The following is a 26,040-nucleotide window of genomic DNA, read 5'->3' on the forward strand; positions in this document are numbered from 1 at the left end:
AAGCATCATGAAAAAAGCGGTCGTGCTCCTGTCTGGAGGCCTTGACTCGGCAACGTGTCTCGCCATGGCGCGGGAGGCGGGCTATGAAACCCATGCCTTGAGTTTTGACTATGGGCAGCGCCATGCCGGTGAGCTTCACGCCGCGCGCGCAGTTGCCGCCGCTCTGGGGGCTGCAGAGCACCGTGTGGTCACGCTCGACATTGGTCAGTTCGGCGGCTCGGCACTCACTGACAGCCGCATCGCGGTGCCTGATCATGGTGAAGCGGGCAGTGGTATCCCTGTTACCTACGTGCCTGCCCGCAACACGGTGTTTCTTGCCATTGCACTTGGTTTTGCCGAGAGCATCGGGGCAGACGTACTGTATATTGGCGTGAATTCGGTGGATTATTCAGGCTACCCGGATTGCCGACCGGCCTTTATTGAAGCTTTTGAACGTCTCGCAAACCTTGCTACCAAAAGCGGGGTGGAGGGACAGGCTTTTCGCATTCATGCCCCGCTGCAACACCTTGACAAGGCTGACATCATCCGCGAAGGCGTACGCCTTGGGGTCGATTATGCGCTCACCGTTTCCTGCTACCGGGCAACGCCCGACAACAGGGCCTGCGGACGCTGCGACAGTTGCACGTTCAGGCGGGAAGGTTTTTTACGTGCAGGTCTTTCAGACCCCACGCGCTATCAGGTGGAACAGGTTTTTTGAGGCAGGTTTGTTTTTGGTGGTTTTGGATTTTTGTTAGTCAGAAAAAAATGGATTTGATGGATTTAAATGGTGCACAAATTTTGTTACAGTGCATTGTTTTTAATAAATGGAGATGAAAGTCATGTTGAAGTTTTTATGGAATCACAAAGGCAAGGTTGCTCTCGGTCTGCTGGCAGTAGCGATTTTTGCCGCATTGTTTGTCGTTTGCTGGAAAGTGCCAGATGCACTGCCGGCGATAATGAAATTCAAAGCTTTTGGCATTCATCCGTTTGGATTCCTTGCAGGGCTTCCAGTGCTGTCGCAATCCGCTGTGTTTGCTGCCATTGGTACCGCCTCAGCCGCTCTTGCAGGTGTGCTGACTTTTGGTTTTTACAAAGCCATTGAATGGTGCTGTGGTCGGTGCTCAAGGTCTGAAGCCGACAAAAATTACGCCCGTCACGACAGGGATTACAAGGATGGCCAATCTGTGTCAGGACAGCATCATCAACGCCGGCGTCAGGTAAATCCAGCTGCTCCCGAAGTCCATGGCAACCCGGCGTATGGGCAATCATTCTCATCCACTCGCAGAGCTGCTCCCGTTCCCCAGCCCAGAGAAACGGACCAAACCGCTCTTCAGCCAGGGATGCCGGTTTCCACTTTTGGTCAATAAAACCTCTAAAACCCCCAGACACGTCGCTTAACAGGACGTGTCTGCTTCCCCCCAGCGTTTTACCAGCCCACAGTCAATGTCGAACAAATCGAGCGCGCGTCCTACGGTATCGTTGATGATGTCATCGAGCGTTTGCGGACGGTTATAAAAAGCCGGTACCGGCGGGCAGATAATGCCGCCCATGCGGGTAATGGTGAGCATGTTTTCAAGGTGCACCTGATGCAGCGGCGTTTCGCGCACGAGCAGCACAAGCCGGCGGCGTTCTTTCAGCACGACATCGGCCGCGCGTGAGAGCAGGTTGCTGCTGGTGCCGTGGGCTATGTCGGCAAGCGAGCGCATCGAGCAGGGGGCGACAATCATGCCGAGCGTGCGAAACGAGCCGCTCGCGATGCTTGCCGCAAAATCATTCACCGGATGCCAGACATCGCAGAGTTCGCGAAGGGCGGCGGCTGTGAGCTCGGTTTCATAGGCGCGTGTGAGCTGCGCGGTTTTGGTGACGACAAGGTGCGTTTCTATCGGCAACGGTTTTAGTGCCTCAAGAAGGCGTTGACCATAGCAGATACCGGTAGCACCGGAGATGCCAATAATAAGGCGGTCAGGAGTGGCTGGCATGGCTAAGATGCTCAAAAAATAGTGGATTGGGCTATAGCATATACTCGGGTCGCTCAAAATGCGAGGCGGCTTTGTCGCATATGCCGGTAATGACAATCCCAAATCTCGCATTTAAAAGACCTGCAGTGTATAATCACGCACCCTTCCGGCAAGAGACAACGCATTCATGACAAACCGCCGCCGCATGCTCGTGACGAGCGCCCTTCCCTATGCCAACGGGCATTTGCACCTTGGCCATCTTGTGGAACATATCCAGACTGATATCTGGGTGCGCACGCACAAAATGCTCGGGCATACCTGCATCAGTGTCTGTGCCGATGACGCGCACGGTACCCCCATCATGCTGAAGGCGGCGGAGCTTGGCATGACCCCGCAGGCGCTGACAGAAGACATTCGTAAAAGCCATGAAGCCGATTTTGCGGCTTTTCGTGTCGACTATGACACCTATCATACGACCCATTCACCGGAGAATGAGGCGCTTGCCGCTTCCATTTTTGAAGCGCTGAATGCCCGTGGCGATATTTTGCAAAAAACCATTCGCCAGGCGTTTGATCCTGTCGAGAACATGTTTCTGCCGGACCGCTATGTACGCGGCACCTGCCCGCGGTGCAAGGCTGATGACCAGTATGGCGACAGCTGTGAAGTCTGTGGCGCTACCTATCAGCCGACAGACCTTATCAACCCGCGCTCTGTGCTCTCAGGCGCGACTCCGGTAGAAAAAGAATCTCTGCACTATTTCTTCGACCTGCCGCGTCATGAGGCACTGCTTCAGGCCTGGACGCGTGGCGGGCACCTGCAGGAAGAAGTCGCCAATAAGCTTGATGAATGGTTTGAAAGCGGCTTAAAACCCTGGGACATTTCGCGGGACGCGCCATATTTTGGTTTTCGCATTCCAGGTACCACAGATAAATATTTTTACGTCTGGCTCGATGCGCCGATTGGGTACATGGCAAGCTTTAAAAAATACTGCGAAACCACAGGCACTTCGTTTGAAGAGTACTGGGGGGCTGACAGTACGGCGGAGCTTTATCATTTCATTGGCAAAGACATCGTATATTTTCATGCGCTTTTCTGGCCGGCGATGCTGGCCGGCAGCAATCATCGTCTGCCAACGTCCGTGTTTGCGCATGGCTTTCTGACCGTTAACGGCCAGAAAATGTCGAAGTCCCGGGGCACGTTTATCGAAGCGCGCACGTACCTCCGTCATTTAAATCCCGAGTACCTGCGCTATTACTTCGCGGCGAAGCTGAACGGGCGGGTAGAGGACATTGACCTCAACCTTGAAGACTTCAGTAACCGCGTAAATGCCGATTTAGTGGGCAAGGTCGTGAACATCGCGAGCCGTTCAGCGGGCTTTATCCATAAATACTTTGACGGCGAGCTTGCCGACACACTGGCAGACCCCGCACTTTTTGCAACTCTGCTCGAAGCGCGTGCGGCCATTATCGAGACCTATGTCGCGCGTGATAGTGCGAAGGCCGTGCGCCTTATCATGAATGAGGCCGAGCGCATTAACCAGTATATCGATACCCATAAACCCTGGGCGCTTGCCAAAGATAGTAATCGCCTGCCAGACGTTCAGGCGGTTGCCACCATGGCGCTCAACGGGTTTCGTTTTCTCATTGGCTGCCTGAAGCCTGTGCTGCCATCAATGGCAGAAGCCAGTGAAACCTTTTTGCAGTGCGCGCCGCTTACGTTTGACAATCTGGAATCTCCTCTCCTGAAGCAGCGTATCGCGCCGTTTGTGCCGCTCATGCAGCGGGTTGAAAAAGACAAGACTGAGGCCTTACTGAAAGACAGCGGGGCGGGCGCATGAAGGCCACTGCCGAATCTCTGGATGCGCTTTTGCCGCAGACACAGTGCCGGGAATGTGGTTATAACGGATGTAAACCCTATGCCGAGGCGCTTGCTGGCGGTGAAGCACCCATTGACCGTTGTCCGCCGGGTGGTGTTCATACGCTCCATCGTCTTGGGGAGGCCCTTGGCATTGACTCGCTGCCTTATGAGGCAGCCATGCGGGAAAAAACCCGTGAGCCGTCAGTGGCGCGCATTCGGGAAGCTGAATGCATTGGCTGCACCAAATGCCTGAAGGCCTGTCCAGTGGATGCAATTATCGGTGTGGGCAAACACATGCACGCGGTTCTCGCGCACGAATGCACGGGCTGTGGTCTTTGCGTGGAACCCTGCCCGGTTGACTGCATTGAAATGCTCCCCCTGCCAGAAGCACTGTTTTCGCCTGAAAAAGCCCGTGAGCGCGTGCGCGCCCGGGCAAAGCGGGAAGATGCGGCGCGGATAAAGCCGGTTTCTGTGCCGGTTTCCGAAAAGTCACAGCAGCAGAGCTATATTCTCGAGGCTCTGGCGCGCGTGCGTCAGAAACAATCCCCTAAATCCCAGGATGCGTATGGACGCGAAGACCCGCCAGCAGATTTTTGAGCGTTTACGGGCGCAAAATCCGCACCCGCAAACAGAGCTTCATTACACAACGCCTTTTGAGCTTTTGACAGCGGTTATTCTTTCTGCCCAAAGTACCGATGTTCGGGTGAATCTTGCAACTGACGAACTTTTTAAAGTCGCCAATACCGCGGAGGCGATAGTGGCGCTTGGTGAAGAGCGGCTTCGGGAATACATCAAAACCATCGGCCTTTTCAACACCAAGGCGCGAAACATCATGGCAACCTGCCGGATACTGGTTGAGCGCTTCAAGGGGCAGGTGCCGAATGCGCGTGCAGCGCTGGAAGCGCTGCCTGGCGTTGGCCGCAAAACGGCAAATGTGGTGCTGAATACCGCGTTTGGCGAGCCGGTTATCGCGGTTGATACCCATATTTTCCGGGTGGCAAACCGCACGGGACTGGCGCCTGGCGCGACAGTACTTGCGGTTGAGCAGGGGCTTGAAAAGCAGGTACCGCCCGCGTTTTTAAAGGATGCCCACCACTGGCTGGTGCTGCATGGCCGATATGTCTGCACGGCACGCAAGCCGCAGTGCGCACTTTGCATTCTTGTTGACTTGTGTGAATATAAAGGGAAAAATCTGCCCGCCGATTTGTCGAAAGGACGGAATGGCCTATAAGTCTTTCACGGAGAGCCACAATGAAGGAACGACAGGAAGAGCCCCGCGTGCCAACCCCCTCCACAGTATTAACGGAGGAAGCTGCCGGATGGGGGAGCGCCGCCTTTAACAACGCCCTAGCGCGCAATTTTGCCGCAGGCTCTGCCGCCTATACCTGGCGCACCCTGACCTGGATGACACGCCAGGGGGGCGCTTCCATGGAGGCGCTCTACCACGCCGCCACCCATAAAAACATGCGAGAACTGGCCGATAATCTGCGACGCCTCGTTGTGGAGTGGTCGCCCATCGTGGGTGCCAACGTGACGGTATCTCTCCTCGAAGCGTGGGGAAACAACTACCTTGTGCCGATGACTGACGGCCTTTTTCCTGGCGCGCCCCTGCTGCTTTCAGGCGCATTTTTTTTGCCGGGGGTCGCGGTAACGGCCTGGTCATTTAATCGCATAATGGAATTTAATCTGCACGCTGCCGTAGTAGCTTCCAAAACACCAGGTGTGACCCAGAGCCTGCGTCTGCGCGTGCCCTTTAAAACCTGTGAGAACCCCTTTGATTATGATGTTTCTGTGGTGCATGAGGAAGGTTTACCGGAAACGCTGGAACCCTACAAACTGTATCTGCGCCTGATAAATGGGAAGCTTGCCTATTCGGTTATCACGCCTAAAGGGGAGCCGGTGCGCGATCGTCTCTTAAGCAATATGCCGGTGCCCGAGCCTTTCATGAAAGCGACAGTCGTCCCCTTGCTCGGTGCTATTTTTGAGGCTACGGCAAAGCGAGGACATACGCTGCCGGGTGCTGCATGCGGTGGCATGCGGCGTTTAAAGGGCTCGCTCATCATGGAGCCCGCGCGCTACTGGGCAAGCGAGCTTGGGCTGCGCCTTGTTGGTTATGTTTTTCCCTCAATGACGATTCCGGTCGGTATTCTGCGTCTTTTTCATAACGGACGTTTTCTGCTCGGTGAATCTTTGCCGGAGCTTTGCTATCGGCACAAGGATACCTACTATCAGGAGCACCCTGAGCTGACTCTGTCACTGGGGCTCGCTCATTTTCTGACAGCCCTTGGTCTTGCGTGGTGCCTCTCTACACTGCCAACCCTGATGTTCGCCATGATGGGGATAGCAGGGCCTGAGATAAGCCCGCTGCATTTTCTTTCGGGGCTGCAGCAGATAATGCTGGTAGTGTTCGTTATGATTGCATCCCACATGACGCTGCCAGAGCCTGTTAAACATTCGCGCCGTCCGTTCTGGCTTGACCCGATGAACATCTGGTATACCATCACCGGCTTTGAAGTAGACGCTCATATCCATGAGGGTAAAAAGCGGATTGAAGCGCTGATGAAGGCACCAAAGGATCCGGACGCCATCACGTTAGAGGAAGTCATGCAGAAAACTGCCGATATCACCGGCAGTCGACCGGTACAGATGGTTAAAAAGCTGCTGCTGCCTAAAGCCTTTCACAGCATGCAAAATCTGATTGAAGACCCCTTTGTGCGTGAAGTATGGCCTGAATACCGTGTTGAGATAATCAAGCGGTTGTGCTTTGTAGAAAGTATCTTTGCCAGCTGGACGATACAGGGGCTTGCCTGGAAACCCAAGCAGGCGGCGCATGTGATAGCCTGGATAGCCGGAGCCAAGCCGAACATTGTCTATGCCGCATTGAAGCTTGCCGGAAGTGAAAAAGCGCGCCTCCTGCTGGGAGATATTCGCCGATATGTCGAGGGACTGGTATTGCGGGTAGATACGGTTATTAATGCTGAGACAAGCGCGCCATTGGCACCTGCGGTGTTGCCGGAAATCCCTGAAACCCTGGTGCCAGCGACGCTGATTGCAGTGGCGCAGGCAGAGGAAAACGCGCCATTTCACCCTGCGTTTACAGCGCCGACCCCGTCTTCATCTTCATCCTCTTCATCGTCTTCCATGCCCTCCGTTTCGCCATTTTCAGTGGGACGATTAGGGTTTTTTGGTTCCGAAGACCCGCCCCTGCCCTCGGCTGCAGAACTTCAAAGAGCGCTGCAGGCATCAACGAGCGGGCAGAGCGGGGGGTTGAATCCATTCTAAGGAATCAGGCGCGGTGGTGTTTGACCCAGTCCACGAAACGGTCGATAAAGGCCTGAAAAAAGGACTTACTGCCGGCTCCCAGCGCGCCTGATGCATCAAAGAGGCCTTCTTTGGCATGAATGAAAGCTTCTGGCTGCCCGAGCAGCGGGACGTCCAGGTAGGCAAGGACGTTGCGCAGATGCTGTTGCGCGAGCGCAGTCCCGATACTGCCTACTGACACGCCGGTGACAGCGGCAGGAATCCCGGCAAACGCGCTTTCGCCATAAGGGCGTGAGGCGTGGTCAATGGCATTTTTGAGCACGCCCGGAATGGAGCGATTGTATTCGGGCGTGATAAAAAGCAGCCCATCGCAGGATTTAATCTCTGCCTTGAAGCGTTTGACGGACTCTGCAGGATGCCCGTCATCGTCCTGGTTATAAAGCGGCAAATCGTCGATGCAAAGCATGGTGGCGTGAACATCTTCCGGCAGCAGGGGCATGAGTGCGTTTGCGAGCTGTCGATTAAGAGACTCTTTACGCAGGCTGCCAACAATAATTCCAATCCGATAGTTTTTCATGATGTTCCCTCACGAATGATTGATTTTCAGCATAGCACTTACAACAGTTTTTTGCGCCGGAAATAATACAGCATTAAGACCACAAGAAGCGCCATGAACCCTAAGACCATCGGGTAGCCATAGCGCCAGCCAAGCTCCGGCATGTACTGAAAGTTCATGCCATACACCCCGGCAACAAAGGTCAGCGGGATAAAGATGCTCGCAAAAAGCGTCAGCACCTTGATGGTTTCGTTCATGCGGTTATTCAGCGTAGAGTGATAGATTTCAAGCATGCTGCCGATTATTTCACGGTGCATGTCAACGGACTCCAGCAGGCGCAGGCAGTGGTCGTGTAAATCCTGGTAGTAAAGGTCAAAGCTGTCGCCGGGCTTTCGTACGTGTTCTTCGAGCAAGAGGTGCACAATGTCACGCAGGGGGGCTATGGCCTTGCGCAGCACCTGCGTGCGCCGTTTCAGCATGTAAAGCTCATCAATGGCAAGGGAGTCCGGTTCGCGGGTCAGCAGGTCTTCCATCGCCTCAAGGTCGCTGCCGGTATTTTCCACAAAGTTGAAATATTCGTCCACCATGCTGTCCAGCAAAAGGTAGGTGAGGTAATCGCTGCCATGGGCGCGCACCAGAGAGTGCTCGGCGCGCAGCCGCTCGGAGAGGAGTGCGAAATCATGCAGGGGAGACTCGCGAAACGTGAGTACGAGGTTATTTTTGACCACGAGGGAGCACTGTTCGGTGTGATAGGTCAGGCCTTCCGTTTTCATGTCGAGGCGCTTCATGACAATGAAAAGGTAATCGCCGATGGCATCCAGTTTGGGGCGCTGGCCGGTGTTGAGGATGTCTTCAGTAATCAGCGGATGAATACCAAAGTCGTTGCAAAGACGCGTAATAAGCGCGGCATCGCCAAGGCCTGCGACATCCACCCAGACATGCTGGCCGGCATCCAGTGCTACAAAAAGCGCGTCCATCGACAGTTTAGTATGGTGCTCGCAGTGACTGGCATCGTAAATATAGACTTGTATCGTGGTCGGGTTTGGCGGTTTTTCACCAACATAGACCGGTGAGCCCGGCAGCATGCCAAGCTTGGCGGAAGACTGCTTGCGGTGTTTATGCACGGTATATCCTGCGGTAAAAAGGGTATTTCTGACAGCATAACGCTGAATTGATTTTAATCGCCATGCTCTGATGAAAATATCCGTCACCATAAACATAAAATTCGTTGATGGCTGATAACGGATTTAGAAAGTAAACAGGCAGTATTTTCAGTGTGCCAGGCGGTTGAAGCGGATATTTATGATGGCTTTATGTTTTTATTTTGGTTGCATTGATATATAATCGCCCAATCTTTTATTTTTAAAGGCAATAGGGCTCAAAATGGTTAATCAATCGCGTGTTTTTAAAACGGTTTCTGATTTAGAGCGGGCCAGGGACAGCTATCATTTTTACGGAGCTCCTGATGCGCATCCCAGTCGTCATTGTTTTGGACCGCATTTACAACTTCAGTTTTTTAACCTTGCGGTGGAAAGAAGTCCCGGGAATTTAAGTCTTTTGCAGTCAGCCATTGGGGAAAATCAAGCATTCTTAAGTATCCTTGCTCAGGAAGGTATTGGGTTACAGGTATTGCGCGCGGAAAGCAAGAATGCATACTCTGTCGGGCATGGTGAGGAAGTGCAACTGGTATTTCCCTACTTTGTACCTAATGGAACATTTGAGGATAAAACAGTCAAGAAGGCGATTCTCACCCTCTTCCAATTGCTGCAAAACAAAGGCGTAGTATTTCGTACACCTTTTCAGCACCTGACACCGTTTACGCCAGTAAAAGATTTCTACCTTCAAGAGTTGGAATCAGCGCAAGCTGTTGCCAGGAATCAGGGCCGGGGTCATTCATCAAGCTCTGCTGCGTCCGTGGTGAATGTTAGCCATAAGTTCGACACACGTTACATTTCAGCAACGTTTCTCCCGGTCGTAGACGAGCCTCTAAACCTGCCTTTTAGCTACAGCGTGAGATTGCCGCAGTTAACTGCGGATATCGACAAAGAGGAAGGTAAAGAGTATCCCCGCATTCGAATAGAATCCGCGAATTTCTATGATGCCGACTTACAAAGCATAAACCCGCCCACCTTTAGTGCCCAGGAATTACGCGATGAGGGAATCGACCTCACTCCCTTTATCAAAACATCAGAAAGTGCTGCAGCAGAAATTCAGCGGGCTTCAGACGATTTGGTACGTGATATAACGGCAATTTCTCAAGCGATTGAGGGTGCACTACGAAAACATGATGGCGCTTCATGCTCGACAGATGAACCAGTCAATGGATCAGATGTTCGCGCCTTTACTGACTCGCTTTTCACCATGGAAGTGAGCCTTTATCCACCACGTCTGCCAGAAAGAGTTACCCCGGAAGATGTAAGGTTCAGAAAAATAACGTATTTTAATGGAGTGGCTCCATCCATTTTTGAGCCTGTGCAGCAGACAGAAATTGGCAGGCATGCAAATCCTGTTACCTTGGATTCCAGAACATGGCCTCAGACCGTTCAGGGACAATTTCGATGCCTCGTAGATAAATTTGGGAAAGCCGCGACTGTCAGTCCGCATATATGGCACACATACAAGCCCTGTTTGACCGAGCTTGCCAGTCGGTTACGCAGTTATTACGTTTTATGTCACAAAGCCGCTTCGCGCCCTTCATCGGTACACACGACAGCTGCATCTTCGGTCGCCAAAGAGCCGAGTGCGCCTCGAATTGCGGGTACGAATTCCCAAAAGTTTCCGCAGTCTTACGATGCGTTATGGCATGACAGGGATTGCAGAACTGAACTGGCCCGCATACGTAACCTGCTGCAGGATTATGTGAAGGGAGGATTTTGGGGCCGTTTGCTGCATTTCCATCTGGGCAGAAATCATACCTCTGCTGTTGCGATAGTGTTGAACGATAAATCGGTTGTTTCGAGCCAGGGTTTGCTGAATGCGTTAGTTAGGGAGCTTGATGGACGCGGTGCCTCTTTAAATCCTACAGGCTCCCTGATGCGGCGACTCGAGTTTATCAAATCAAGGTGTCCTGAACTGAACATTGATGGTATCAAGAGTTTACAAGAGACGCCTCAACCACGAATGTGCGGTTTCTGACCGCATCTTCGCGAGTGGTGTATCCGGCAGCACGGATGCGTTGATTGTGCTTGCGCGCGAATTAATGGTAGAATTCTGCGCAATTTATCTGGAATCCCGGTCATGCCTGCACCCTCACGTGTTGCCAGTCGGTTATCGCCGACCGGGGCCTGTCTTGGCCTCATAACGATTCTGTCGCTGCTGCTCGTAACGTCTTTTAAATGCGTACAGGTGCACGGCGCCATTTTTACGGCGAGCAGCCTGCTGACCCCGGTACTCACATGGCTTTACTGGCGGGTGCTTGTGAGCTTTACGCCAGAGACTCAGCGGCATGTGCTTAACGTGTCGCTGATGGGGCTTTATCTCTTCTCCATTGGCCTTTATGTGGTGTTGAACCTCCCGGCGGCAGAGGCGCTGCGTGACCCGCTTGCGCATCAGATTGTTTTTGAGGATGTGCCGCGCCAGTTTTTTGCCACCACGGTGGCCTTTGGACTGGGATGCTATCTGCCGGGGCTGTTTCTCACACGATTGCAAGCGCTTGAGGGGGTTAGACCTGAGGTAAAGCTGCTCTCTGCACTCATCGGTGGGGCGGCCTTTTTCGCGCTGAATTTTATTTCCCTGTTTTCTGAACTGCATGAGGCGCTTTCTGCGGCACTCTTTCCAATCTCAGCGGCGGTAGTCGGTGTTTTGCTGCTCGTCGGGGGATTTTGCACCCGCCAGTGTCTGAGGCGCACGCGGTACTCGCCGCGCCGTTTAACGCCCCGCGCCATCCCAAGGCTCTATCTCGAAGGATTTGCCGCCTCCCTTCTGCTCGTGTGTTTCATTGGTGAGTACCGTCTGGTGGCGTTTGGTGCCGGTGGCATCATGCCGGCAAGCATAGTGCTGCTGCCCTTTATTCTTTTCGCGACCAACCTCATCCATGAGCGCTGGGGCGAGAGCGCCAACCGGCATATGGTGTTTTATCTGGTGGCGGTCATTGTGTGGTTTGGCAGTGCCGTTTTAATGCTCATCGCGATGCCCTCACCCATGCATGATACGGCAGACTCTCTTTACATCACGGTCATGCCGCGGCGCATTCCGGTATCGATAGTGGCTTTTGGCATCCTCTTTTACGTCAATGCCCGGCTGCTCGCGGTCCTGCGCCGTCTGCCGCGTTTCGGGCAGCCCTGGAGCCGCATCCTTCTTGCCAATGCCCTTGCCGCGCTGTTCGCGGGTGTCGTCAATCATTATCTTCTGACGCCCGCCATTTTCAGCGATGCACAGATGCATCAACTGTCACGTGATTCACTGACCTACCTGATGCTGATGGGCCTGCCCTGTCTGCTGGTTCTGTGTGCGGTGTTTCACCTGACGCAGCAGAAGTATCGGGGGTGACAGCCTCACGATTTCACGTTAGGATGATTACCCGCACATTTGCGCTATTTTGCAGGGGACTCATATGGAACAGGGCGCTCTTTCCCATGCACATCGGGTGCAACACCATCTTCATACACTGCGTGAACACCTTAATCAACGCATTCTTGGCCAGGAGGCGCTGGTCGAGCGTCTGCTGATAGCCCTTCTTGCAGACGGGCATTTACTGGTCGAAGGTGCGCCAGGGCTTGCCAAAACCCGTGCGGTCAAGGAACTTGCAGCGGGCGTTGAAGGCAGTTTTCACCGCATTCAGTTTACGCCGGACCTCCTTCCAGGTGACTTGACCGGTACGGATATTTTTCATCCTGAGGATGGTTCGTTTGTCTTTCAGAAAGGCCCCATTTTTCATAATATGGTACTGGCCGATGAAATCAACCGCGCACCGGCCAAGGTGCAGTCGGCATTGCTCGAAGGCATGGCCGAGCGGCAGGTCACCATTGGCAGCAAAACCTATCCGCTGCCTGAACTGTTTTTGGTAATGGCTACCCAGAACCCGATTGAGCAGGAAGGCACCTACCCATTACCTGAAGCCCAGCTTGACCGCTTTTTGATGTTTGTCAAAATTGGCTACCCGGATGCGATGGTGGAGCATGATATTCTCGCGCTGGCACGCCTTGAAGCGCGCAACGAAACAGCCGATAACCTAAAGCCTGTAATCAGCCCGCTGCCACAGCGGGAGCTCCTTGAGGCGCGCCAGCTGGTGCTTGACGTGCATATGAGCGATGTTTTGCAAAATTATCTGGTGAAGCTTGTCATTGCCACTCGAAACCCAGGTCCCTGGAACGCGTCACTCGCGCGCTGGCTCCGTTTCGGGGCAAGCCCGAGGGGTACGATTGCGCTTGACCGCTGCGCACGTGCACGCGCCTGGCTTGCCGGTCGTGAATACGTAACCCCTGAAGACATCCATGCCATTGCGCATGATGTGCTGCGTCATCGCCTGCTGCTTACTTTCGAAGCCGAAGCGGAAGGGGTAAGTGCCGATGCCTGTATCGATACGCTGCTTGCCTCGGTGGGAGCGCCCTGAGCATGCAGGAAGGGGTTGAGATTTCCCTTGAGGCACTGATCGCGCTGCGCACACTGGCACGCACCTCAGGCGGTCGCTTTCGCGCGGGGGCTGAACGCGCCGGACTGCACGCTTCACGCTTTCGCGGACGCGGCATGGAGTTTGCCGAAGTGCGTAATTATCAGGCGGGCGATGAAATCCGCCACATGGACTGGCGCGTGACGGCACGCATGGGGCGTCCACACGTCAAGCAGTATGAAGAAGCCCGTGAACGCCCGGTGATACTCGTGGTCGATTTTAATCCGGGCATGTTTTTCGGCACGCGGGGAGCGTTTAAGTCGGTGGTTGCCGCGCGTCTTGCCGCAGCCATGGCATGGAGCGCACGTTTTCAGGGGGACCGAATTGGCGCGCTTCTCCTGGCACCTGCAGGCCTTGACAGCTTTCCCCCACGCATGCGGGAAGCCGCACTCCTGCCGATGCTTGCCGCACTGAGTCGGCATACCCGCGAACGTCCATCTGGAGCCGAAACCCCGCGTCCGCTTAAAGACGCACTTTCGCGCCTGCTGCGGGTCATCCGTCCGGGCAGTCTGGTGGTGCTTGTGAGCGATTTTATGACGATGGATGCGGAGTGTGAAAAACTGCTCTATCGCCTGCGCGCGCACAACAGCCTGATGGCCTGTCATGTGCTGGATGCCATGGAAGTAGCTTTGCCTGTGGCCGGGTGTTATCCGGTCACTGACGGGCAGACAACGCTCAACCTTGATTTAGCGTCAAAAAGTGGGCGCACGCGCTTTGCAGAGGCGTTGCACGCTCAGCAGGAAAGCCTGCGCTCGCGGTTTTTGGCGCAGGGCATTCCGTATGTTCAAGTCGATGCTCAAACCTCAATCGCACACTTTTTGCGCACCCATTTTCCAGGGAGGAGTCGTGGCGGCAGCTGAGGCACTTTCACAACTGCGGGATATCCATTTGCCTTCCCCCATTGGCTGGTGGCCACCGGCGCCGGGCTGGTGGCTGCTGTTGTGCCTTTTGGTGCTGCTGCCTCTCATGGGTATCGCCCTTTGGATGCAGTATCGCCGTCGCACCGCAACCAGACGCGCGTGCCTTTCCGCACTTGTGGCATGCGAAGAACAGTTTTTGAGCACCGGGGATGCGGCGATGGCCTGCCGGGAGCTCTCAGCCATTGTGCGCCGTATGGCTAAAGCACGTTTCCCCGAAGCCACCGTTGATGGCCTTGTGGGGGAGGCGTGGTATGATTTCCTGAAGGAAAAAGGCTTTGAGAGTGTGCATTCGGATATACGTGCCGCACTGCTTGAGTGGCCATTCATGGCGAGGGCCCCCATGGAGGCCGCACCCCCGTTTGCCGATGTCCGTGCTTTTATCACTGAACGCCGGAGGACGCATGTTTGAACTGGCAACCCCTTCGGCGCTTTGGCTACTGACTTTGCCGCCCCTTCTTATCCTTTTGTTACCGGCATATGCGCCGAGACTCGAACAAGCCGTGCGTGTGCCGTTTTATTCGATTGTGGCTGCTCAGGCTTTAGCGCCGGTCGCCGCCAAACGCGTTGCCTCGCTGATGCTGCTGTCGCTGGTCTGGGTGCTTTTGGTGTTTGCGCTGGCAGGTCCGCGCTGGGTTGGGGAGCCGCTGCCGCTTAAGCGGCAGGGCTATAACATCATGCTGGTGCTCGATATTTCGGGCAGCATGGAGCAGGATGATTTTTCTTACAACGGTGCTCCCGCAACGCGCCTTGCAACAGTGGTGCGCGCTGCCAGTGCGTTTGTGAATGAACGGGTGGGCGACCGGCTTGGATTGATAGTATTCGGTACACGCGCCTATCTGCAGACGCCGCTGACGTTTGACCGAAAAAACGTTCTCGAGCGCCTTAAAGATGCGAGTGTGGGCCTTGCGGGCAATACCACCTCCATTGGAGACGCGCTCGGGCTTGCCGTCAAGCGCATGCAGAACACGCCCCAAAAGGGACGTGTTGCCATTCTTCTGACAGATGGGGTCAGCAATACGGGCATGTTGACGCCCCTGCGTGCCGCAGCCCTTGCCAAAGACGCCGGTATTCGCGTGTACACCATTGGCCTTGGGGCAGATGAGCCGATGCAGAATTTTCCCGATTTTTTTGCAGGTACGGCCAACCCGGAACTCGATGAGGCAACCCTTCAGGAAATTGCGCGCATCACTGATGGGCGGTATTTCCGCGCGACCGATACGCAGTCGCTTGCCAATATCTACGACACCATCAACCGCCTTGAGCCGGTCGAGCAGGAGCAATCCTCTCTGCGCCCGCAGATTGAGTACTACCCGTGGCCCTTGACAGGCGCGCTGTTACTTGGCTTTCTTGAAGCCCTGCGCGGGCGCAGGCTTCGTTTGCGAGGTGCGGCATGAGCGACTTTCATTTCCTGCGCCCCGAAGCTCTACTGGCGTTAATTCCTTTGGGACTGATGCTGCTGTTCACGCGAAAACGGTTGCATGGAGGCGCCTGGACGCAGGCGGCGGATGCGCACCTGTTGCCATTTCTTCTGCACAATACGGCCGGCGTACGCACCATGGGTCTGGGTGGCTGGCTGATGGCCGCCCTTGTCTGCATGGTGCTGGCTCTTGCCGGACCTGCCTGGAAGAAACTGCCGATGCCATCTTTTGAATCCGTGGAACCCCGGGTGCTCGTACTCGACATGTCCGAGCAAATGGCGCAGAAAGACCTGGCCCCTGACCGACTCATGCGCGCCCGCTTTAAACTCTACGACATATTCAATCAAACGGATGCCGGTCCCTTTGGACTCATTGCCTATACCAGCGAGCCGTTTCTCGTTTCGCCGCTGACGAATGACGGGAAGACGATTTCAGAGCTGCTCCCTTCACTGACGCTGGATGTCATGCCGGTGGCCGGCTCCCGCCTTGATGCAGCACTCGATGAAGCAGAGAAGCTCTTAAAACAGGCAGGTTTTAACGGTGGCCAGATTCTTGTTCTCGCCGCGACCCCTCCTGATTCAAACGCTTTTGACACGGCGGCAAGGCTTAAACGAGAAGGAATACTTACCTCTATGCTGGCGGTGCGGGCTGACGGCGGTAAGTCTGTGGCGTTTGCCGAACTGGCGCGCACGGGTGGCGGAAAGCTTTTGAAATTTACCGATGACAAGGCCGATATTACTTCCTGGCTTGCGCTGAAAGGCATGCGTGTTGAACGTGCACGTGATGAGGCATTTTCACGCTGGCGGGATGAGGGACGCTGGCTCATTATTCCAGCACTGTTTTTCCTGCTGCCGCTCTGGCGGCGAGGCCGGGAGGCATCATGAAGCGTACACTCCTGCTTTTCCTGCTGCTCTCGCCTCCCGTTTTTGCACTCTCATGGGACTCGCTCTGGCAAACGCCCAATCAAAAGGCACAGACCTTAATGCAAAAGGGAGACTTTGCCGGTGCATTAAAACAGTTTGAACAGCCGGACTGGCATGCTTCAGCGGCTTACCGGGCCGGTGCGTTTATTGAGGCAGCAAAGTCATTTGAAGCGCTGGATACTGCGACAGGCTATTACAACGCTGGTAACGCCCGTGCGCAGGCGGGTCAGTATCAGGAGGCGCTTGCCAACTATGACAAGGCACTTTCGCGTGATCCTGGTCTTGAAGACGCCCGCTTTAACCGCACTATCGTAGAAAAGCTTTTGAAAGAACAGCAGCAGGACAAGCAACAGCAGGACAAGCAACAGCAGGACAAGCAACAGGACAAGCAACAGCAGGACAAGCAACAGCAAGACAAGCAGCAGGACAAGCAGCAAGACAAGCAGCAGGACAAGCAGCAGGACAAGCAACAGGACAAGCAGCAACAGGACAAGCAGCAACAGGACAAGCAACAGCAGGACAAGCAGCAGGACAAGCAGCAGGACAAGCAGCAGGACAAGCAGCAGCAGGAAACACAAAAAACCAATGCACGGTGGCTGCAGCTGATACCGGATGACCCGGGCGGGTTATTACGGGAGAAATTTCAGCGCGATCACTGGCGCAGACAACGCGGGTGGAATCCATGAAACGATGGGCAATATTGTTTTTAGGGTGTGTGCTGGTGCAGGCCGTGATGGCCGCGGTAACGCTCAGAATAACGCCACAGCCCGCGCAGGCGGGAGAGCCGGTGCAGATAACCCTTATCGTACACGGTAAGGATGCCTCGGCGATGCCGGATTTAACGCCGCTGCAGGGCGATTTCACCATCACCGGAACATCACGCAGTATCGAGTACCGCGCAGTAAACGGGCAGGCGCAAACCTCAAGTGTCTGGACGATTCTTGCTGTTCCCAAACATTCCGGCATGCTGAAGATCCCCTCTATTACGATAGGCACCCAGTCAACGCCGGCACAAACACTCATCGTTTCAGGAGCGGGTGCGCCACCACGCCCACAGTCGACATCGTCTGCTGCGACACCAGATGTTCCAGACAGCTCTCGTGACGGATTGTGGTTCAATACCCAGGTGGATACCGCCACGCCGTTTGTGAATCAACAGGTGGTGTTGACGGTTCGCCTGTATTCCAGCCAGCAACTTCTTGAGTCGCAATATACGCCGCCTGCCATAGATGATGGCTTGATAGTGCCGCTTGGCAATGTACGCACATACCGCGAAGTTATGAACGGTGAAGCCTACACCGTGGATGAGCAGCAATATGCGGTGTTTGCGCAAAAAAGTGGTCCTCTCACGATAAAACCGCCCTTCCTGCGCGCGCTGGTGCTCGATACGGTACCGCGCCGCATTAAGGTGCGGGCTAAACCGGTCTCCCTTACCGTCAAGCCCATTTTAGAGCGTTTTAGCGATAAACTGTGGCTGATTGCAAATGATGTGAAACTCTCAGAACGCTATGATACCTCGGCAAGGGTGTTTAAAGTCGGCAGCGCTATTTCCCGCACCATTCGCATTGAAGCGGCGGGTGCGCCCGGCGAGCTGTTGCCAGCGTTGACGTTTGATACGGTTAATGGTGCCAATGCCTATCCTGAAACCCCTAAAGCTCAAACCCGGATTTCAGACAACAGGGTGCTTGGAACGCTCATACAAAAAGTGACCTGGGTGCTCGACACCGCAGGCGAAATTACTTTGCCGGGCGTGCAGGTTCCCTGGTATAACGCACAGACCGGTAAAACGGAAAGCGCGTCCCTGCCGCCCCTGAAGATACGGGTCGTGCCAGCAGCTGAAGCGCTTAATCCTGAAAAAACTACGCCTGCACCACGCGTCTTACAACCGCAGCACGTGTTGCCTGCGAAAGCCGGGGGTTATTCTTATTGGCTTGCAGCAGCCTTGGGGGCGGGCTGGCTTTCGACCGTTTTTTGCTGGTGGTGGCGTGCGCATCGAGGCGCGCGTACGCTCAAGCGGGGGCGCCGCGCTTTGCGCCGTGCCTGCCGTCATAACAATGCACAGGCCGCTGAGCAGGCGCTGCTGGCTCTCGCGCGTCAAGTTTGGCCGGATGCGCGTTTCCTAAACCTTGCAGACATCCGCGTTCGTGTCGACAGCGTACCGCTGCAGGAGGCACTTTCTACGCTGGAGCAGACCCTGTACGGTGCTGAGGAGGCGCTCGCATGGAACGGACAGTCTCTCTGGCGTGCCTTTTGCCACAGTCGTGGTTTGCGTGATAACGCCTTGTAAACCATTGCACTTTTTCCTGTCCATGCTAGACTCCGCGCGGGCTATGCAGGATTTTGCATGCCCATCAAGTCTGACATAATGGAAAAGGAATACAAACATGAAAAAGTGTATGACACTTGCTGCGTGCATTATTGCGCTTTCTGGCTGCGCCTCTGTCGTCAGTGGTACCCATCAAAGTCTTTCCGTCACTACTCATCCGGTAAAGGGTGCTCAATGCGTGCTTGAGAATAATAAAGGGAAATGGTACATCAACGAGACTCCCGCGAGCGTAACAGTGCATCGCAGCTATAACAATCTTTTAGTGCGCTGCGAGAAAGACGGTTATGCCAAAAACGAACTTTCGATAAAATCCCTTACCAAACCGGCGGCCTTTGGGAATGTGCTGCTTGGCGGTGCTGCAGGAGCTGCGATTGATATGGCCAATGGCGCCGCGTATGACTATCCTTCCGAGATTCATATCCCGTTGCGCCCGAACGCCGTTAAATCATCTATAAAACCATAAGTTTATTAAGTATTTGTATTTATTAAATTTTTGTAGGCTGGGCTGAGCACAGCGAAGCCCGGCATCGGGTATCCCCAAAGGCCGGATGTTTTTTTCGCGCATCCTGTCCCGCGCTTATCAGCGCAGGCTACGGCGCAATTTCAAATAAGTTATTGTATTTAAACGGTTTTGTAGGCTGGGCTGAGCACAGCGAAGCCCGGCATCGGGTATCCCCAAAGGCCGGATGTTTTTTTCGCGCATCCTGTCCCGCGCTTATCAGCGCAGGCTACGGCGCAATTTCAAATAAGTTATTGTATTTAAACGGTTTTGTAGGCTGGGCTGAGCATGGCGAAGCCCGGCATCGGGCATCCCCAAAGGCCGGATGTTTATTACGAGCATCCTGTCCCGCGCTTATCAGCGCAGGCTACGGCGCTATTTCAAATAAGTTATTGTATTTAATGGGTTTTTTGTAGGCTGGGTTGAGCGAAGCGAAGCCTGGCATCGGATGTCATCATCTGTCGGATGTTTGTTCAGGCATCCCTCCCGCGCTTATCAGCGCAGGCTACAAGGTTTTATTTATAAAACAACTGCTTATCGGCCAGGCTGAGTACCGCGAAGCCCGGCATCGGATTTTCCGGTTTACTGAATCGCGAAAAACACCACGAACACGGCACTTAGCCCAAGGAGCAGCTTTCCTGGGTGGCGGCGTGTTAAAAGTCTTGCGAGGGTGAGCGTCAGCACACCGGCCCCAATGCCATCGGCAACTGAGCCGGAAAAAGGAATAAGCAGGATGGTGAGTGCCGCAGGCAGTGCCTCCAGAGGCTCTGACCAGTCGATATGGCTGATGTTGCGCATCATTGAGCAGGCGACAAAGAGCAGCGCCGGGCCCACGGCATACACCGGAATGGCCTGTGCGAGGGGGTAGAAAAAGAGCAGAAGCAAAAATCCCGCTCCTGTGACAAGCGCGCTGAGACCCGTGCGCCCTCCGGCGGCGATACCGGCGGCCGATTCTATCATGGGCGAGGTATTGGCGGTACCGATAAAACCCGCGGCAATGGTCGCAAGCGCATTCGCGCGCAGGCATTTGCAGAGGGTTTTGTCACGCAGCTCTTTTGTGGCAAACAGCGAGGGCGTTAAGAGTCCCATCAGGGTGCCCGTAGCATCAAAGAGTGCGATAAGAAAGAAAGCAAAAATGGGCTTAATGACCGATGCATGGGCGATGCCTGCAAAATCTGGCGCGAAAAGGGCAGGGGTCAGCGCGGGTGGCATGCCGGTTATGCCATGCCATGGCGACAGCCCAGACAGCAGTGATAAGGCGCTGGTACCGAGAATACCGAGAATAATTGCGCCCGGCACCTGATAATAATCGAGCAGCATAATGAGCAGAAAGCCGCCAAAAAAGAGCGGCACGTGGGCATTGTGAAAGTCAGCAAGATGCATCAGAAGGAGGCCATCGCTCACAATAATCCCGCTGGTGCGCAGGGCTATCAGCGCGATGAGCAGGCTGATGCCAACGAGTATGCCCACCTGGAGCGTGACAGGAATGGCTTCCACCAGCCATTGCAGCAGGCGGGTAAGGCTCAAAATCCCAAAGAGCACGCCGGAGACGCAGACCATCGCGAGTGCCTGTTGCCAGCTTACCCCCATGCCCTGGACAACGCTGTAGCTGAAATATACGGCCAGTGCCATACCGGGGCCAATGGCAACCGGCGCCCGGGCATAAATCCCACAGAGCAGACAGCCTAATCCGACCACCAGACAGGTTGCCGAAAACACAGCGCCCTGGTCCATTCCGGCAGCGCCAAGGATGACGGGGTTTGCGAACGCAATCCAGAGGACGGTCAACAGCGTACTGGCGCCAGCCACGCACTCGGATTTTAACAACGTCTTTCTTTCAGAAATGGAAGTTGAGGACATTTGAGAGTATTTCTATCGTGATAAGGACGATAATGATAATTTCCAGACTGTGTGCATGGCGGTTTTCCAGATAGCCATTGAACATGTCGAAAATCTCGCTTAGCGTATCAAGCCGGTGGTTGATGGCGTTCACGCGCCGCTGGATATGCAGGTAACGCTCGAGCAGTATGTAATACTCTTCAAGCGTTGGATGCTGCCAGAAGTACTTGGGGTGATAGAGAAAGTTACTGATAAGATTCATTTCGCTCTTGGCTTCAAGAATTTCGCCAATAACCGCGCGGATTTTATGGCGGGAAATGCGGCTCGCGTTGCGCTTTGAGGTTTTGCGAATCAAAGGGCTGAATTTCTCAATCAGGAGTTCGAGTGTCGTTTCAAAATATTGCAGCTTCACCGACTGCGAAAAACCGTAAGACAGTGCAAGACGCAGTTCGTCACTGTCTTCATCGAGATAAACACAGTCGACATCAAAGTAGTCATGCGGGCCAATGGAGGTTTTTTCGCCGAGTCGATAGATAAATTCATCGTGCACCGGGATCTTGATGGGGCCTTCAGCAAAGGGGCGAATCAAATCCAGCCAGAAGCGCATGCGATAGCGCTTCAGCCCCCATGAAACGAGCGTGCCGTTTTTGAAGAGATAGATGGACTGGCGACTGTCAGGCGCAATCAGTTTGAGAACGCCACGCGCACGTGTTGGCACGAACCCGTAGGACTCGGCTTTGAAAAACTGGTCAAGTTTCGCAAGGTCCAGGGTGTTGGCGATGCAGTAACTCAGACACTCCATAATCTCATCACTCGTTCTAAAAGCTTTTCAGGGGCGGGTCAGCTGTTACCAGGAAGACCCGCGCACCCCTTACGCCTCTTCCATTTCTCGAACGGGATAGCCTTTTTTTCTGGCTGACTCGCCCGCAAGCCATTTGGGGCAGACTTCCAGAATACGGGCAATGCCATCAAGCTTGTCCGCGGGCGGCATGCTGTACCCGAGAATCATGGAATTGGCCAGATGACGATTCACCGCAAAAACCTTGGCAACGGCCTTGGTTTTTTCAGCAGGGTCATCGGGAAACCCAAGGCTGGACAATTCCTGATTAAAGCGTTGTGAAAACACTTTACTGTTCATTTTTTCTCTCCATGAAAAAAATGTACCCCATTAAAAAATGGTGTAAATCCCGTCAATCCTTGATACGGGTCATTCCGTTATAGCGCATTTTTGCGTATCCGCAAAGTTTTTTTTACCAGCGCATGCATTTGTGCAATTTAATGCGCGCACTGTCGTGAAAATGCGTTCTGTGTGCTATATTGCGCCGCTTATGGCCTCAGGAGTTGTAAACATGCCGAACGGTTCCACAAAGGCTGGCTCGCGTCAGCATATCGAGAAAATTATTCAATTCATCAACGATGTGCAGGTCGCACTGGGTGGGGATGAGGTCAGGCGGTTTCTCGAAGCGCAGCCGGTATCGGGCAGTGGGACTCATCACTGGAGCCTGCCGGTATTATTAACGCAGATAAATCGTCAGGATTTGTCCGTGCGCTTTCGGGCTTTGAAAGCGCTTGACAGGCACTATCTTGACAAGGCTAATAAGCGTAATTCTTTGTTTGATATTGAATTTATTAAAATCTTAAGAAACTGGCTGGCGTTGTGTAAAGGTAGCCACGCAAGTCGGGAGCATTTGCTTCAAGGCATGCAATCTCTGCAAACCGACGCTGCTAAACTGCCCACAATACACTCCTCAGATGAAGAGTGTTTAGAGGACGCTGCTTCAACGAGCGCTACCTCATCAGAATCTTCATTGGGAAGCAGTACTGACTCTTTGGAAGAAGAAATATCGTCAGAGTCTCAGGAATTGGAAGAAGGCTACGAGGTAATTTCTTTTAACGATAACGCGTATGACAGTTCGTGCTCCCCGGATGTTTCTCCGTCATCCGCTGAATTGGTGCCGGTTCCCCTGACGCTTCAGCGAGAGGAAAAGGTTGCGGCGGAGTTTCAGGAAGGGGAAGAAGGCTCCGCAGTATTTTCTGTTAATTACCACACGGATGACAGTCCAAGCTCCCCTGATGTTTCTCTGTCATCTGATGGATTTGAGCCGATTCTCCTGACGTCTCGGCGAGAAGAAGAGGGTACGGCGGGGCATCAGGGAGGGGAAGAGGGCTCCCTCAATCGGCACCAATATGATCATGGATTTTTCTCACCATCGAGGTCTCCAGCCGAATGTAAACCCACAATGCGCCTTGGCAGTTATACCGGTTCACGCAAGTGCCTTGATGTGCTTTCTGAAAATGATCCGGGTCACGCCGTGGCGCTCCTTGCCCGTATTCAGTCGCATATTCGCACGACCACCTGGGATACCGGTTGGTTTGGAGGTGAGTCGGTGAGGTTTGCCGACACGCCTCGCGCCAGCAGGAGCGTGCCGCGCCATGTAGCGTATCAGCTCGATGTGATGCAGGCGTTTGTGCGAGATGCCCGTAATCAGGATACGCTAACGCGTGAACACCTTGCGAAGCAGGCACTCATTCAGGTGCTGTTTGATGTACCCCGTGAGGCGCGAGAAAAAACAGGCTTTTGTGATATGCGTCGGCTGAATCGCTTTCTGTTTCGCAGCGATGAGACCCGGGCCTATTACCGTACTTGCGCAAAAGGAAGTGTTCCCGAACTTCTACGGTTCTTTAGGCTCGAGCAAGGCACCCCTGTTGCCAGGCTGCTTCATGCGCTTGTTTCGGAGCACGGGGATGCGCCTGTGTCGAAGCTCGGCATCGGGTGTGATTCATAGTCAAAAGGCTTTTCATGCACCCATTCCCGGGCTTAACAGCCCATGCTACGGCCAAGTTTTATTTAATTGATTGATTTTATTGTTTTTTTGTAGGCTGGGCTGAGCACAGCGAAGCCCGGCATCGGGTATCCCCAAAGGCTGGATGTTTTTTTCGCGCATCCTGTCCCGCGCTTATCAGCGCAGGCTACGGCCCTTATTTAAAATAAATCATTGTATTTAATGGGTTTTTTGTAGGCTGGGCTGAGCATCGCGAAGCCCGGCACGGGATGTTATTCATGGTCAAAAGGCCATGTCATGCATCCATTCCCGGGCTTAACAGCCCACGCCATGCACCGCCGCGCCCGGCATCGCATACACCTAAACATCCCCATAATAATTGAGATTTGGCTCCCGCGCCGCTTTGAGATCATCAAGCCGTTTCACCGGCAGGGTATGCGGTGCTGTATGGAGCAACTCGGGGTTTTCCTGCGCTTCCTGGCGAATTGAAGCCATCGCCGCCACGAAGCCATCGAGCGAGCTTAAGCTTTCGGTTTCCGTTGGCTCAATCAGGAAGCACTCCGGCACGAGCAGCGGGAAATACGTGGTGGGAGCATGGTAGCCAAAATCGAGCAGGCGTTTGGCAACATCCATCGCACTCACGCCAAACTGTTTCTTTTCGGGGCTTAAGCCCAGCACAAATTCATGCGAAGCGCGGCGATTGGGCCATGCGGCGCTGAAACCTGCCTGCTGCAGACGGGTGAGCAGGTAATTGGCATTGAGTGTTGCGTATTCAGACACCCGTACAAGGCCCTCACGCCCGAGCAGGCGGATGTAAAAAGCCGCGCGCAACAGAATGCCCGCATTTCCCATAAAGCCAGATAAACGACCAATGCTCTGCGGCAGGTCAGCGCGTGTCGCAAAACGGTACCCATTGGCCTCTTTCATCACCGTTGGCAGCGGCAGAAAAGGCAGCAGGCGCTCGCCAACCGCAACCGGTCCCGCACCGGGTCCACCGCCACCATGTGGGGTCGCAAAGGTTTTATGCAGGTTTAAGTGCATGACGTCAAAACCCATGTCGCCCGGGCGCACTTTTCCTAAAATGGCATTGAGATTTGCGCCATCGTAATACAGGAGACCACCCGCCTCGTGCACAATGCGCGCGATATCGGTAATCTGGCGCATGAAAAGCCCAAGCGTTGAGGGGTTGGTGAGCATGATGCCCGCTGTGCGTGGCCCGACCTGGCTTTTAAGCAGCTCAAGGTTAAGGTCGCCATCTGCCTCTGTTGGGATTTCAACGACTTTATACCCGCAGATGGCCGCTGAAGCCGGATTGGTGCCATGTGCGGCATCAGGAATGAGCATTTCATCACGCTCAGTGTCGCCGCGGCTCTGATGATAGGCTTTAATCATGGCAACGCCCGCGAATTCACCCTGCGAACCCGCCATTGGCGTCAGTGAAACCCCTTTCATGCCGGTAATTTCACAAAGGTTTTCCTGCAGAGTATGGAGTACCTGCAAAAATCCCTGGCTGTCACGGTCTGGCAGCAGGGGATGGCGGCTGGCAAATCCCGAGAGCTGAGCTGCCTTGTGCACGCCGCGGGGGTTATATTTCATGGTGCAGGAGCCGAGCGGATACATGGTGGTATCAATTGCCATGTTCTTCTGCGATGCTTTTGTGTAACGGCGTACCGCGTCACCCTCGCTGCAGGAGGGCAGCCGTGGCGGGCTTTTTCTGAGAAAATCCGCAGGTATCGTGACCATGGTTTCGCCAGAGGGCATTTGTGCCTGTGCCCGGCGTTCGGGGCGAGAGAGTTCGAAAATCAGCACAGGTTGCCCTCCGTCTGTTGAATCAGGGCGGCAATTTCTTCGCGATGCTTGACCGGTATGAACTCAATCAGCGTGTAATCAGCGATTTCCGCGAGCTTATAAGGGTCTTCAGCCAGCACGGCTTCAAGATGCTCGCGTGAAGGGGTGGTGGCAATCAAAATGCCGCCGGTGCGCGGCTTCATCGGGCCTGATGCGAGGAATAGCCCCTGGCGGTAATGGTAGTCCAGAAACTCGCGATGCGCCTGCAGGTATTTGTCCACTTCCGCGAGTGGAGCCTTATAGGTCAGTTGTACGATGAACATGG

General features: G+C 54.3%; 25 protein-coding genes. 17 read left to right on the top strand and 8 right to left on the bottom strand.

Features of this window, described 5'->3' with window-relative positions:
• Positions 1–7: 7 nt before the first annotated feature.
• Both queC and E4T54_RS06475 read left to right on the top strand, forming a co-directional pair.
• Positions 8–697: a 7-cyano-7-deazaguanine synthase QueC gene (gene queC, locus E4T54_RS06470; RefSeq protein ID WP_028385611.1), complete on the top strand. Its 690-nt coding sequence runs from the start codon at positions 8–10 to the stop codon at positions 695–697.
• Positions 698–818: 121 nt separating this feature from the next.
• The gene (locus E4T54_RS06475) at positions 819–1,346 is read left to right on the top strand and encodes a hypothetical protein (RefSeq protein ID WP_028385612.1); all 528 of its coding nucleotides are present in this window, start codon (positions 819–821) and stop codon (positions 1,344–1,346) included.
• A 27-nt stretch (positions 1,347–1,373) separates the two neighbouring features.
• On the opposite strand, the gene E4T54_RS06480 is transcribed toward E4T54_RS06475, so the two are convergent.
• Positions 1,374–1,958: a UbiX family flavin prenyltransferase gene (locus E4T54_RS06480; RefSeq protein ID WP_028385613.1), complete on the bottom strand. Its 585-nt coding sequence runs from the start codon at positions 1,956–1,958 to the stop codon at positions 1,374–1,376.
• Between the two features lie 166 nt (positions 1,959–2,124).
• On the opposite strand from E4T54_RS06480, the gene metG reads away from it, so the two are divergent.
• Genes metG through E4T54_RS06500 form a run of 4 tightly spaced genes read left to right on the top strand, consistent with a single transcriptional unit; the run spans position 2,125 to position 7,076 of the window.
• Positions 2,125–3,774, top strand: coding sequence for a methionine--tRNA ligase (gene metG, locus E4T54_RS06485; protein ID WP_028385614.1), 1,650 nt, complete (start codon positions 2,125–2,127; stop codon positions 3,772–3,774).
• The gene (locus E4T54_RS06490) at positions 3,771–4,391 is read left to right on the top strand and encodes an RnfABCDGE type electron transport complex subunit B (RefSeq protein WP_051550784.1); all 621 of its coding nucleotides are present in this window, start codon (positions 3,771–3,773) and stop codon (positions 4,389–4,391) included. Before metG ends, E4T54_RS06490 begins: the two co-directional genes overlap by 4 nt.
• Entirely contained in the window at positions 4,360–5,025 is a 666-nt protein-coding gene (gene nth / locus E4T54_RS06495) for an endonuclease III (RefSeq protein ID WP_028385615.1), read from the top strand. The genes E4T54_RS06490 and nth overlap by 32 nt, the downstream gene beginning before the upstream one ends.
• A 20-nt stretch (positions 5,026–5,045) precedes the next feature.
• Positions 5,046–7,076, top strand: coding sequence for a hypothetical protein (locus E4T54_RS06500; protein ID WP_028385616.1), 2,031 nt, complete (start codon positions 5,046–5,048; stop codon positions 7,074–7,076).
• 4 nt (positions 7,077–7,080) lie between these two features.
• On the opposite strand, the gene E4T54_RS06505 is transcribed toward E4T54_RS06500, so the two are convergent.
• Both E4T54_RS06505 and corA read right to left on the bottom strand, forming a co-directional pair.
• Positions 7,081–7,632, bottom strand: coding sequence for an NADPH-dependent FMN reductase (locus tag E4T54_RS06505; RefSeq protein ID WP_028385617.1), 552 nt, complete (start codon positions 7,630–7,632; stop codon positions 7,081–7,083).
• 38 nt (positions 7,633–7,670) lie between these two features.
• Positions 7,671–8,735: a magnesium/cobalt transporter CorA gene (gene corA / locus E4T54_RS06510; protein ID WP_028385618.1), complete on the bottom strand. Its 1,065-nt coding sequence runs from the start codon at positions 8,733–8,735 to the stop codon at positions 7,671–7,673.
• A gap of 259 nt (positions 8,736–8,994) precedes the next feature.
• Between corA and E4T54_RS06515 the strand changes: the two genes are divergently transcribed.
• From E4T54_RS06515 to E4T54_RS06560, 10 genes are all read left to right on the top strand, one after another.
• Positions 8,995–10,746, top strand: a complete 1,752-nt coding sequence (locus E4T54_RS06515; RefSeq protein WP_028385619.1) for a DUF5617 domain-containing protein — start codon at positions 8,995–8,997, stop codon at positions 10,744–10,746.
• A 102-nt stretch (positions 10,747–10,848) separates the two neighbouring features.
• A complete protein-coding gene (locus tag E4T54_RS06520) occupies positions 10,849–12,099 on the top strand; it encodes a VUT family protein (protein ID WP_115152865.1) in 1,251 nt (416 codons plus the stop codon).
• Positions 12,100–12,163: 64 nt separating this feature from the next.
• Positions 12,164–13,162, top strand: a complete 999-nt coding sequence (locus E4T54_RS06525; protein ID WP_028385622.1) for an AAA family ATPase — start codon at positions 12,164–12,166, stop codon at positions 13,160–13,162.
• 2 nt (positions 13,163–13,164) lie between these two features.
• The gene (locus E4T54_RS06530) at positions 13,165–14,079 is read left to right on the top strand and encodes a DUF58 domain-containing protein (RefSeq protein ID WP_028385623.1); all 915 of its coding nucleotides are present in this window, start codon (positions 13,165–13,167) and stop codon (positions 14,077–14,079) included.
• The gene (locus tag E4T54_RS06535) at positions 14,066–14,548 is read left to right on the top strand and encodes a DUF4381 domain-containing protein (RefSeq protein WP_051550785.1); all 483 of its coding nucleotides are present in this window, start codon (positions 14,066–14,068) and stop codon (positions 14,546–14,548) included. Before E4T54_RS06530 ends, E4T54_RS06535 begins: the two co-directional genes overlap by 14 nt.
• Positions 14,541–15,533, top strand: a complete 993-nt coding sequence (locus tag E4T54_RS06540; protein ID WP_028385624.1) for a VWA domain-containing protein — start codon at positions 14,541–14,543, stop codon at positions 15,531–15,533. Before E4T54_RS06535 ends, E4T54_RS06540 begins: the two co-directional genes overlap by 8 nt.
• On the top strand, positions 15,530–16,441 hold the full coding sequence (locus E4T54_RS06545) for a vWA domain-containing protein (protein WP_035901603.1): 912 nt from the start codon (positions 15,530–15,532) through the stop codon (positions 16,439–16,441). The genes E4T54_RS06540 and E4T54_RS06545 overlap by 4 nt, the downstream gene beginning before the upstream one ends.
• Complete coding sequence (locus E4T54_RS06550; protein ID WP_338011259.1) at positions 16,438–17,166, top strand: tetratricopeptide repeat protein; 729 nt, start codon at positions 16,438–16,440, stop codon at positions 17,164–17,166. Before E4T54_RS06545 ends, E4T54_RS06550 begins: the two co-directional genes overlap by 4 nt.
• Positions 17,163–18,767 carry a BatD family protein gene (locus tag E4T54_RS06555; RefSeq protein WP_028385627.1) on the top strand — a complete coding sequence of 535 codons (1,605 nt, stop codon included), beginning with the start codon at positions 17,163–17,165 and terminating at the stop codon, positions 18,765–18,767. Before E4T54_RS06550 ends, E4T54_RS06555 begins: the two co-directional genes overlap by 4 nt.
• Positions 18,768–18,864: 97 nt before the next feature.
• Positions 18,865–19,269, top strand: a complete 405-nt coding sequence (locus E4T54_RS06560; RefSeq protein ID WP_028385628.1) for a hypothetical protein — start codon at positions 18,865–18,867, stop codon at positions 19,267–19,269.
• Between the two features lie 618 nt (positions 19,270–19,887).
• Here E4T54_RS06560 and E4T54_RS06565 read toward each other — a convergent pair.
• From E4T54_RS06565 to E4T54_RS06575, 3 genes are all read right to left on the bottom strand, one after another.
• Positions 19,888–21,165, bottom strand: a complete 1,278-nt coding sequence (locus E4T54_RS06565) for an NCS2 family permease (RefSeq protein WP_035901605.1) — start codon at positions 21,163–21,165, stop codon at positions 19,888–19,890.
• Positions 21,143–21,946, bottom strand: coding sequence for an RMD1 family protein (locus E4T54_RS06570; protein ID WP_028385630.1), 804 nt, complete (start codon positions 21,944–21,946; stop codon positions 21,143–21,145). The genes E4T54_RS06565 and E4T54_RS06570 overlap by 23 nt, the downstream gene beginning before the upstream one ends.
• Positions 21,947–22,015: 69 nt before the next feature.
• The gene (locus E4T54_RS06575; protein ID WP_028385631.1) at positions 22,016–22,282 is read right to left on the bottom strand and encodes a hypothetical protein; all 267 of its coding nucleotides are present in this window, start codon (positions 22,280–22,282) and stop codon (positions 22,016–22,018) included.
• A gap of 211 nt (positions 22,283–22,493) precedes the next feature.
• Between E4T54_RS06575 and E4T54_RS06580 the strand changes: the two genes are divergently transcribed.
• Positions 22,494–23,930 (top strand): hypothetical protein, encoded by a 1,437-nt coding sequence (locus tag E4T54_RS06580; protein WP_058387124.1) that lies wholly within the window; start codon positions 22,494–22,496, stop codon positions 23,928–23,930.
• 357 nt (positions 23,931–24,287) lie between these two features.
• Here E4T54_RS06580 and gcvPB read toward each other — a convergent pair whose 3' ends face one another.
• Positions 24,288–25,736, bottom strand: coding sequence for an aminomethyl-transferring glycine dehydrogenase subunit GcvPB (gcvPB, locus tag E4T54_RS06585; protein ID WP_028385633.1), 1,449 nt, complete (start codon positions 25,734–25,736; stop codon positions 24,288–24,290).
• Complete coding sequence (locus tag E4T54_RS06590) at positions 25,730–26,038, bottom strand: YciI family protein (protein ID WP_028385634.1); 309 nt, start codon at positions 26,036–26,038, stop codon at positions 25,730–25,732. Before E4T54_RS06590 ends, gcvPB begins: the two co-directional genes overlap by 7 nt.
• Positions 26,039–26,040 lie beyond the last annotated feature (2 nt).

Source organism: Legionella geestiana, from assembly GCF_004571195.1.
Taxonomy (GTDB): Bacteria; Pseudomonadota; Gammaproteobacteria; order Legionellales; family Legionellaceae; genus Legionella_B; species Legionella_B geestiana.